This window comes from Azonexus sp., from assembly GCF_036170495.1.
Taxonomy (GTDB): domain Bacteria; phylum Pseudomonadota; class Gammaproteobacteria; order Burkholderiales; family Rhodocyclaceae; genus Azonexus.
Genome location: NZ_JAVHPH010000442.1, coordinates 1 through 8,678 on the forward strand (window position 1 = coordinate 1; position 8,678 = coordinate 8,678).

Here is an 8,678-nt window from a genome sequence, read left to right on the forward strand (position 1 = left end):
GCAATCCCGGCTGACGCCGTAAGCTGGCAAAAAAACAGAAGGCTCCAGAAAACGCAATGAAGAAACTGCTCGCACCGTTCGATTTGCGATCGCTGCAAACGCGCATCACCCTCGGCGTTCTGCTGCTCGGTCTGCTCATTCTGTGGAGCGCAGTTTTAGCCTTGGGCCACACCCTGCGCCGCGACATGGAGACGACAATCTCCCGGCAACAGTTCTCGACAGTTTCGGTGATTGCCAACGAACTCGACCGCTCGATTCGCGAACGACAGGAAATCGTCCGGACCATCGCCGATGGATATCGCATCAGCCGGCTGGCCGACTCGCCGGAAGCCCAGGCTTCGCTTGAACGCCACCCGCTCCCCGAGAGCATTTTCAACTGGGGCCTGATCGTTTTCGATCACCGGGGAATAGCGGTGGCCAGCATTCCGCGCCAACTCAACCGCACCGGTGTCAACTTTCTCGATTACCCGGGCATCAGGGATGTCCTGAGCGGCGCCGGTCCAACCATCACCGACCCGCTCTTCAGCGAACACAGCCAGCAGCCTGTCTTTGCCATCATGGCGCCGATCCACGATGCACAAAAAAAGGTGATCGGCGGCGTCGTCGGTGTCACCAACCTGCACCAGCCCAACTTTCTCGACCAGATTGGCGCAACAAAGTACGGCGTAACGGGCGATTTCCTGATCACTGCACCCAAAACGCGCAGCTACGTCACCGCCTCGGACAAACGCCGACTACTCAAGAGCGGCCCGCCCCGCGGCGTCAACGCGGTGTACGACAGCTACATCGACGGCTACGAAGGCTCCGGCCTGGCCCGCAGCTCGCGGGGTGTGCTCGAACTATCGTCGAGCAAACAGATACCGACCACCGGCTGGCTCATGCAATCGGTCCTGCCCGCCGCCGAGGCCTTCGCCCCCATCGGCGCCGTCGAGCAACATCTCATCATGGTCTCATCCGGCCTCACCCTGGTCCTCGCCATCCTGTGCTGGTGGTGGCTGCGTCGGCAGTTCCGGCCACTGGCCGAAACCTCGCAGCGGCTGGCGCAGATGAGCAACGGCAGAATGCCGCGCCAGGCGCTACCCGTCCACAAGAATGACGAAATCGGGCAACTGACCACCGCCTTCAACGGGCTGCTCGAAGTCATCATCGCCGACGAGGCCAGGGCCGCCGAGCATGCCGCCAACAACCGCCTGCGCCAGATCGTCGCCGAAGTGCCGGGCGTCGTCTTCCAGTACTGCCTGCATGCTGACGGACATGGCAGCTTCCCATTTGCCAGCGATGCGATCATGGATCTCTACGGCGTGACGCCGGAGGAGGTCCGGGAGAGTACCGACAGCTTGCGCCGGATGGTCCATCCGGATGACTACCAGGTCTTTATCGACTCGCTCAATGCGGCCGCGAAAAACCTGATTCCGTGGCGGCACGAATACCGCCTGTGCATGCCCGATGGCCAGATCAAATGGCTGCTCATTCGGGCCGTCCCGGAAGCGGTGGCCAACAACGACGTCATTTTCTGCGGCTTCGTCGCCGACATTACCGACATCAAGGCAATGGAGAATGACCTGCGCCACGCCATCGCCGAACATGCGCGCAAGGATGCCGAAATTGCGCGCTATCGCGACCATCTCGAACAACTGGTCGACGAACGCACCGCCGCGCTCGAACTGGCGCGGGCCGATGCCATTCGCCTGGCCATGGCCAAGAGCGAATTCCTGGCCAAGATGAGCCATGAAATCCGCACCCCGCTGCACGGCGTGCTGGGCATGACCCACATTGCGCTGCGCGCCACTGAAAGCGGCAGCAAGGCCAACGACGCGCTGATCAAAATCCAGCATTCCGGCAAGCTGCTGCTCGGCATCATCAACGACATCCTCGATTTTTCAAAGATGGAGGCCGGCATGCTCAAGATCGAGGACGTGCCGGTCGACCTTCATGTCATTCTCGATGAAAGCGTCGAGATGCTGCAGCAACGCGCCGCCGGCAAGGGCCTCGATTTCCGCCTGATACAGGCCGACAATCTGCCGGCGCAATGCCGCAGCGACGCCCTGCGCCTGCGCCAGATCCTGCTCAATCTGCTCTCCAACGCCGTCAAGTTCACGAGCAGAGGCAGCGTCCGCCTCGAAGCGGATCTCGACGGCGACCATCTGCGTTTCCGCATATCCGACACCGGCATCGGTATCTCGCCGGAGCAGATCGCCAACATCTTCAACCCCTTCGAGCAAGGCGACAATTCAACCACCCGGCGCTTCGGCGGCACCGGCCTCGGGCTGGCCATCACCGATCACCTCGTTCGCCTGCTCGGCGGCACGATCAGCGTCGATAGCAGGCCCGAGGTCGGTAGCTGTTTTACCGTGCGCCTGCCCTACCGGGCAGTGCCCGTCGCCCGCACCCCCGCCGCGGAAAGCACTGCGGTCGACGCCGCCCCATCGCAAATTCTGGCCGGCCTGCGGATTCTGGTCGCTGAAGACGTCGACATCAACCGCTTCATCATGGGCGAAATCCTCGCCGACGTTGGCGCCGAGGCAAACTTTGCCGAGGATGGCCAGCAAGCCGTCGACGCCATTCGCCAGCATGGCGCGCAGGCCTACGATGCCGTGCTGATGGACATCCAGATGCCGGTGATGAACGGCCTCGACGCCACCCGGGCGATCCGCCAACTCGCTCCCGATCTGCCAATCATCGGCCAGACCGCCCACGCCCTGGCCGAAGAACGCGCCGCCTGCCTCGCCGCCGGCATGGTCGACCACATCACCAAACCGATTGATCCGGACGCCCTGTTCGCGATGATTCTCAAGCGTGTTAAACGCTAGAATCCTGTCATGAATCCGCCCACCCTTTACCGCTCACCCAGCCTGCGCCAGATCGAAAGCCTTCACGCCCATGATGCCCTGATGCAGCGCGCCGGAGCGGCCGCCGCCGACTGGGCGGTCAGTCTCGCCGGCGAACGGAACCGTCCCATCCTCATCCTCGCCGGGCCGGGCAACAATGGTGGCGACGCCTTCGAAGTGGGGCGCCTGCTGCGCCAGCGCTTCTTTGCCGTGTGCCTGGTTTTTGCCGGCGATCCAGGGAAACTCCCGGCCGATGCGGCGGTGGCTCGCCAAGCCTTCATCGCCGCCGGTGGCGCGACGATCACGGCGATTCCCGACGATGTCCGCTGGTCGCTGATCATCGACGGCCTGTTCGGCATCGGCCTGACGCGCGCCCCGGCAGGCAGCTACGCCGAGTCGATCACTACGGCCAATCGGCAGGCCGTCCGCGACAACTGCCCGCTGCTCGCACTCGATTGCCCGTCCGGGCTGAACGCCGACACCGGCGTCGCCTTTGCCCCATGCATTGAAGCCAGCCACACCATCACCTTCATCGCCGGCAAGCCCGGGCTGCTCACCGCCGACGGCCCCGACTGCTGCGGCGAGATTCGCGTCGCCGACTTAGCCCTCAATCCGGCCGACGAGGTCGAGCCGGATGGCCACATCGTCACCCTGGCCACCTTCCGCGCCCATCTCAAGCCACGCCGCAACAACACGCACAAAGGCAGCTTCGGCAGCGCCGGCATTCTCGGCGGCGACCAGACCATGGTCGGCGCCGCCTTGCTAGCCGGCCGCGCGGCGCTCAAGCTGGGCGCCGGCCGGGTCTATCTCGGGCTGCTCGACGCCGACGCCCCGGCCGTCGACCTGCTCCAGCCGGAACTCATGATGCGCCGGGCCGACACCGTGCTCCAAGCCGACCTCCAGGCGCTGGCCTGCGGCCCCGGGCTGGGGCGTTCATCGGAAGCCCTGCGCCAGCTCGAACAATCAGTCAGAACTCCCATCCCGCTCGTCCTCGACGCCGATGCGCTCAACCTGCTGGCCGAAGACCGACATCTCGAAAGCACGCTGGCCAAACGACCCTGCCCGGCCATCCTGACCCCGCACCCGGCCGAAGCGGCGCGCCTGCTCGGCTGCTCGGTTGCCGACATCCAGAGTGACCGGATCAAGGCCACCGGGGATCTGGCCGGTCGCTATCGCTGCCATGTCGCCCTCAAAGGTTGCGGAACGGTGATTGCTATCCCCCAAGGGGACTTCCTTCGGGGCGCGGTCAACCGGAAATTTTGGCTAAATTCAACCGGCAACCCGGGCATGGCCACGGCCGGCATGGGCGACGTGCTGAGCGGACTGATCGTCGCCCTGCTCGCCCAGAACTGGCCACCCGAAATGGCGCTGCTGGCCGGCGTTCATCTGCACGGCGCAGCGGCCGATCGCCTCGTCGCCAGCGGCATCGGGCCGGTTGGCCTGACCGCTGGCGAAGTTATCGACGCCGCGCGCACGCTCTTCAACGAATGGGTGGCCGGCAACGGTGGCCTGTAAAATCGCGCCCTTAACCGCATCCTGAATCCCGCAATGACCATCGCCTTCGACTACCCGCTCGCCGCCGAAATTTCCCGCAACGTTGCCATCGCCCTGACTGAAGATGTCGGCCCCGGCGATCTGACCGCCAGCCTTGTCCCTGGTGAACGCCAGGTCAGGGCCACCGTCATCTGCCGCGAACCGGGCGTGCTCTGCGGCACTGCGTGGTTCGACGAATGCGTCCGGTGCTGCGACCCGACAGCCGTCGTCACCTGGCATGCCGCCGATGGCGAGCGTATTGCAGCCAATCAACTGCTCTGCGACATCGCCGGCAATGGCCGCGCCCTGCTCACCGCCGAGCGCAGCGCCCTCAATTTCCTGCAACTGCTCTCGGCGGTGGCCAGCAAGGCGCGCCTCTACGCCGATGCGGTCACCGGAACCAGGGCGCAGGTCGTCGATACGCGCAAGACCCTGCCCGGCCTGCGCATCGCCCAAAAATATGCGGTTCGCGCCGGTGGTGGCGGCAATCACCGGCTGGCCCTGTGGGATGCCATTTTGATCAAGGAAAACCATATCCACGCGGCCGGCAGCATCGCCCAAGCGATGGATGCAGCACGCAAAGTAGCGTCTGGCGCGGCCGATCGCTGCAAGTTCATTCAGGTCGAAGTCGAGAACCTCGACGAACTGGATCAGGCCCTGAACGCCGGTGCGACGATGATCCTGCTCGATAATTTTGCCAACGACCTGCTCCGCCAAGCCGTCGCCATCAACGCCGGCCGCGCCATTCTCGAAGCCTCCGGCAACGTCACGCTGGAGACCATTCGCGCCATCGCCGAAACCGGCGTCGACCGGATTTCAGTCGGCGCGCTGACCAAGGACGTCAAGGCGCTCGATCTCTCGATGCGCTTCGTCGGCTAGAATTCTGAACGGATTGTCGTCATAATCCGACGTCCTAAGATCCAAAAACAATCAGGGGATTTCTAGATGCTGTTTGCGCTGTTCTACGTCGTCGCCATTTTCATCCTGGTCCTGCACTTCACGGGCTTCCTTGCCCGGCGCAACCTCGAATGGCTGGTACTGGTTCTCGCCGTAGCCGTCTTTCCGGCCGTCATCTACCTCTAGGGTTTGCGCGCGACGAGGTCGATCAGCGCCGAGCGACCAATGTGGGCTGAACCTTCTTCAATCGTGTCCTCATGCTCATGGAGCGAGACGATTTCCCAGTCAGCGAAGTGCTCGCGCAACATCTCCGCGGTGTACAGGTTTTCCACCGCTGACGGCCCGCCCGTCTTGTATTCCAGCTGTTTGGGCGTATAGCCCTGCAGGAACAGCAAGCCCCCCGATTTCACTGCCTGTTTCATGCCGGCCAACTGGCGCGGTCGTTCGGCCGGCGTGGCGAACTGGATGAAGATGCCGACCACGGCGTCGAATTCTTCCCGCGGCCAGTCCCAGTTCAAAATATCGGCCGGCACGAGGTCGACCGTGACATTCCGGCCACGGGCCAGTTTGGCTGCCTTCTCCAGGGCTACCGGCGAAATCTCGGAGGCTGTTACCTGACAGCCCTGCTCGGCCAGCCAGACGGCATTGCGCCCCTCGCCATCGGCAACGGAAAGCACGCGCATGCCGTCACCGAAGCGCTCCGCTTGCGCGGCGAGAAACTTGTTGGGCGCCGTGCCGAACAGGTACCCCTCGCCGACATCCCGATAGCGGGCCGACCAGAAGGCTTCGTGGTCGAAGCTCACACGCGCTCGACGATGAATTGCTTGACGGCAGCAACGTCCGGCGCCATGACCACGACGCGTTGGGGCAGGTTCTCGATACCGGCCAGATCGGCCGGTCGTACCGGCTCGGTGCCCAGCGCCTCGCGGATGGTTTCCTCGAACTTGGCCGGCTGGGCGGTTTCAAGGACGATCATCGGGACGTTCGGCAAACGATGCTCGAGCGCCACCTTGAGGCCGTCAGCCGTGTGCGTGTCGAGCATGACGTTGTAGCGGCCCTGGGCGAAACGGATGGTGTTGATGCGGTCGATATGCGTGCTCTTGCCAGAAACGAATTTGAATTTGGGCAAGTTTTTCCAGTAGACCGTGGCAGACAGGTCGAAGGCCTCGCCCTTGTCTACTTTTGCCCACAGTTCCTTGACCACGGCCGGATCGCGACCGACTAGATCGAATACGAAGCGTTCGAAGTTGGAGGCCTTGGAAATATCCATCGACGGGCTGGAGGTGATGCTGGTTTGGGCGGCGGTGCGCGGACGATAGACGCCGCTGCGGAAGAACTCGTCGAGCACGTCGTTTTCGTTGGTGGCGAGCACCAGTTCGGCAATCGGCAGGCCCATCTGGCGGGCAATGTGGCCGGCGCAGATGTTACCAAAGTTGCCCGACGGCACGGCAAAGGCGACCTGCTCGTCGTTCGATTTCGTGGCCAGGAAATAGCCCTGGAAGTAATAGACGATCTGCGCCGCAACGCGCGCCCAGTTAATTGAATTGACGGCGCCGATCTTGTATTTGGCCTTGAAGGCGGCGTCGTTGGAGACGGCCTTGACGATATCCTGCGCGTCGTCGAACAAGCCGGTGACGGCGATGTTGAAAATGTTGGCATCCTGCAGCGAATACATCTGTGCGCGCTGGAAGGCGCTCATCTTGCCGTCCGGCGAGAGCATGAAGACCTTGACGTTGTGCTTGCCGCGCATGGCGTATTCGGCCGCCGAGCCGGTGTCCCCGGAAGTGGCGCCGAGAATATTGATCGACTCGTTGCGCTTGTCGAGCACGTACTCGAACAGGTTGCCGAGCAACTGCATGGCCATGTCCTTGAAGGCCAGGGTCGGGCCGTTCGACAGTTCCTGCGTGTAGAGGCCGTTTTCGAGTTTGGTCAGCGGCGTGATCTGTGCCGCATCGCCGCCGTTGCGTGTGTGGCAATAAACCTGGGCGGTGTAGGTCTTGGCGACCAGCGCCTTGAGGTCGGCTGCCGGAATGTCGGTGATGAACTTGGACAGGATTTCGTAGGCCAGGTCGGCATACGACAGCGATCGCCAAGCGTCGAGTTCGGCCCGGCTGATCTGCGGGTAGTTTTCCGGCAGATAGAGGCCGCCATCGGGCGCCAGGCCACCGAGCAGAATGTCGCAGAAGGACTGGGGCGCGGCGTGACCGCGGGTCGAAATGTAGCGCATGGCGGAAACCTGAAAGGCGAAAAGCCGTGATTTTACCGCGTCGACCGTGAGACACGCACGGCTTGCAGCACGGCGCTAACAAAGAGCGCCAAGCCGCATGCCACCAGCGCCGCGCCGAGCACGTCGAACCCCGCGAGCAAGGCCAGCGCTGACGACAGGAACAACCCGGCCCGTACCGAACCGGACGACGCCAGTTTCCGCCGCATCAGCAGGCGCTCCGGCGTCTGTGGGCCGGGCCAGCGCCAGACTGGCAGCAACTGGCTCAGCGCCCCGCTCACCAGGGGCAGCAGGAAACCGCTCGCCCAGGCCAGCAGGGATGGCCGCGTCGCAAGAATCCCGGCGCCGTGCAGCAGCCCGGCTACCAGCGTCAGGAGCAGCCCGCAGACCGCCGCCAGCAGCGAAGCACTGACACCGTCGCGCAGCAACGGCCAGATGCCGAAACGGCGCCCCCATTGCCCAAGCAGGCCGAGCGCCGCGACCAGCATGAGGGCCGTGCCGGGGGCCGCGAATGGCCAGTAGATGGCGGCACCGGTGGCCACGATCAGAGCCCCCGACGCCACCAGCCATAAACGCCGGCGCAGCCAGCTTCCCGCCTCGGGATCGGCCAGCCCCAAGGCGGTTGGCAGCAGCACGGGCACAGTACCGAGCGCCGCCAAACCAACCAGGCCAAGCGTATTGAGATGCAGGTGAAAAATCCGCAGAGCCTGCCAATGCGACGGCCAGACCGGCATTAGCACAATCGCCGAGAGGGCCAGCATCAGGCAGCCGAGTGCTGCCCCGTACCAGCGCCAGCCGGGGTGCGGCGAACCCAGCGTCGCCCGTGCCCGGAGCGCAATCCAGTTAAGCAAAATGGCCACCAAAATCAGGTCGACCGTGGCAGCCAGGTAAACCGCACCGGAGGGCAGCCAGCCCTGCATGCCGGCAACCGCAGCCAGCCCGGTTGCCTGAGCGGCCGATGGCAGCTTTGCCAGATGACGATTAGGCCCACCGGTGCGCGTCAATACCGGCACAAAATGCATCATCGCCGCGAAGATCAGCGGCACGATGCCGACGGCAAACGCCAGATGCGCTACCGCCAACGGCGAACCCACCCCGCTCAGCGCCAGAACGGCGCTGCACACCAGTGCAAGCAGGGTCAGGCTCGCGGTGAAAATCACTCAGCCAACAACGGAAAAATCGATCACGATGGCACC

At 63.8% G+C, this 8,678-nt stretch carries 7 protein-coding genes; 4 read left to right on the forward strand and 3 right to left on the reverse strand.

Annotation, left to right across the window (positions count from 1 at the left end; all coding sequences use genetic code 11):
• The first annotated feature begins 56 nt into the window (after positions 1-56).
• The 4 genes from ADADOO_RS15930 to ADADOO_RS15945 all read left to right on the forward strand — a co-directional run bounded on the left by ADADOO_RS15930 (position 57) and on the right by ADADOO_RS15945 (position 5,444).
• Positions 57-2,810 carry an ATP-binding protein gene (locus ADADOO_RS15930; protein ID WP_511278491.1) on the forward strand — a complete coding sequence of 918 codons (2,754 nt, stop codon included), beginning with the start codon at positions 57-59 and terminating at the stop codon, positions 2,808-2,810.
• 9 nt (positions 2,811-2,819) lie between these two features.
• Complete coding sequence (locus ADADOO_RS15935; RefSeq protein WP_511278492.1) at positions 2,820-4,343, forward strand: NAD(P)H-hydrate dehydratase; 1,524 nt, start codon at positions 2,820-2,822, stop codon at positions 4,341-4,343.
• A 33-nt stretch (positions 4,344-4,376) separates the two neighbouring features.
• Positions 4,377-5,240 (forward strand): carboxylating nicotinate-nucleotide diphosphorylase, encoded by an 864-nt coding sequence (gene nadC, locus ADADOO_RS15940; RefSeq protein WP_511278493.1) that lies wholly within the window; start codon positions 4,377-4,379, stop codon positions 5,238-5,240.
• A gap of 66 nt (positions 5,241-5,306) precedes the next feature.
• Positions 5,307-5,444 (forward strand): hypothetical protein, encoded by a 138-nt coding sequence (locus ADADOO_RS15945; RefSeq protein WP_511269706.1) that lies wholly within the window; start codon positions 5,307-5,309, stop codon positions 5,442-5,444.
• Here the strand turns inward: ADADOO_RS15945 and ADADOO_RS15950 are convergent.
• The 3 genes from ADADOO_RS15950 to ADADOO_RS15960 are packed head-to-tail and all read right to left on the reverse strand — an operon-like array spanning position 5,441 to position 8,642.
• Positions 5,441-6,061 (reverse strand): SAM-dependent methyltransferase, encoded by a 621-nt coding sequence (locus tag ADADOO_RS15950; protein WP_511278494.1) that lies wholly within the window; start codon positions 6,059-6,061, stop codon positions 5,441-5,443. The genes ADADOO_RS15945 and ADADOO_RS15950 overlap by 4 nt on opposite strands.
• Positions 6,058-7,485 (reverse strand): threonine synthase, encoded by a 1,428-nt coding sequence (gene thrC, locus ADADOO_RS15955; RefSeq protein WP_511278495.1) that lies wholly within the window; start codon positions 7,483-7,485, stop codon positions 6,058-6,060. The genes ADADOO_RS15950 and thrC overlap by 4 nt, the downstream gene beginning before the upstream one ends.
• Positions 7,486-7,517: 32 nt before the next feature.
• Entirely contained in the window at positions 7,518-8,642 is a 1,125-nt protein-coding gene (locus ADADOO_RS15960) for a phosphatidylglycerol lysyltransferase domain-containing protein (RefSeq protein WP_511278496.1), read from the reverse strand.
• Between the last annotated feature and the right edge of the window lie 36 nt (positions 8,643-8,678).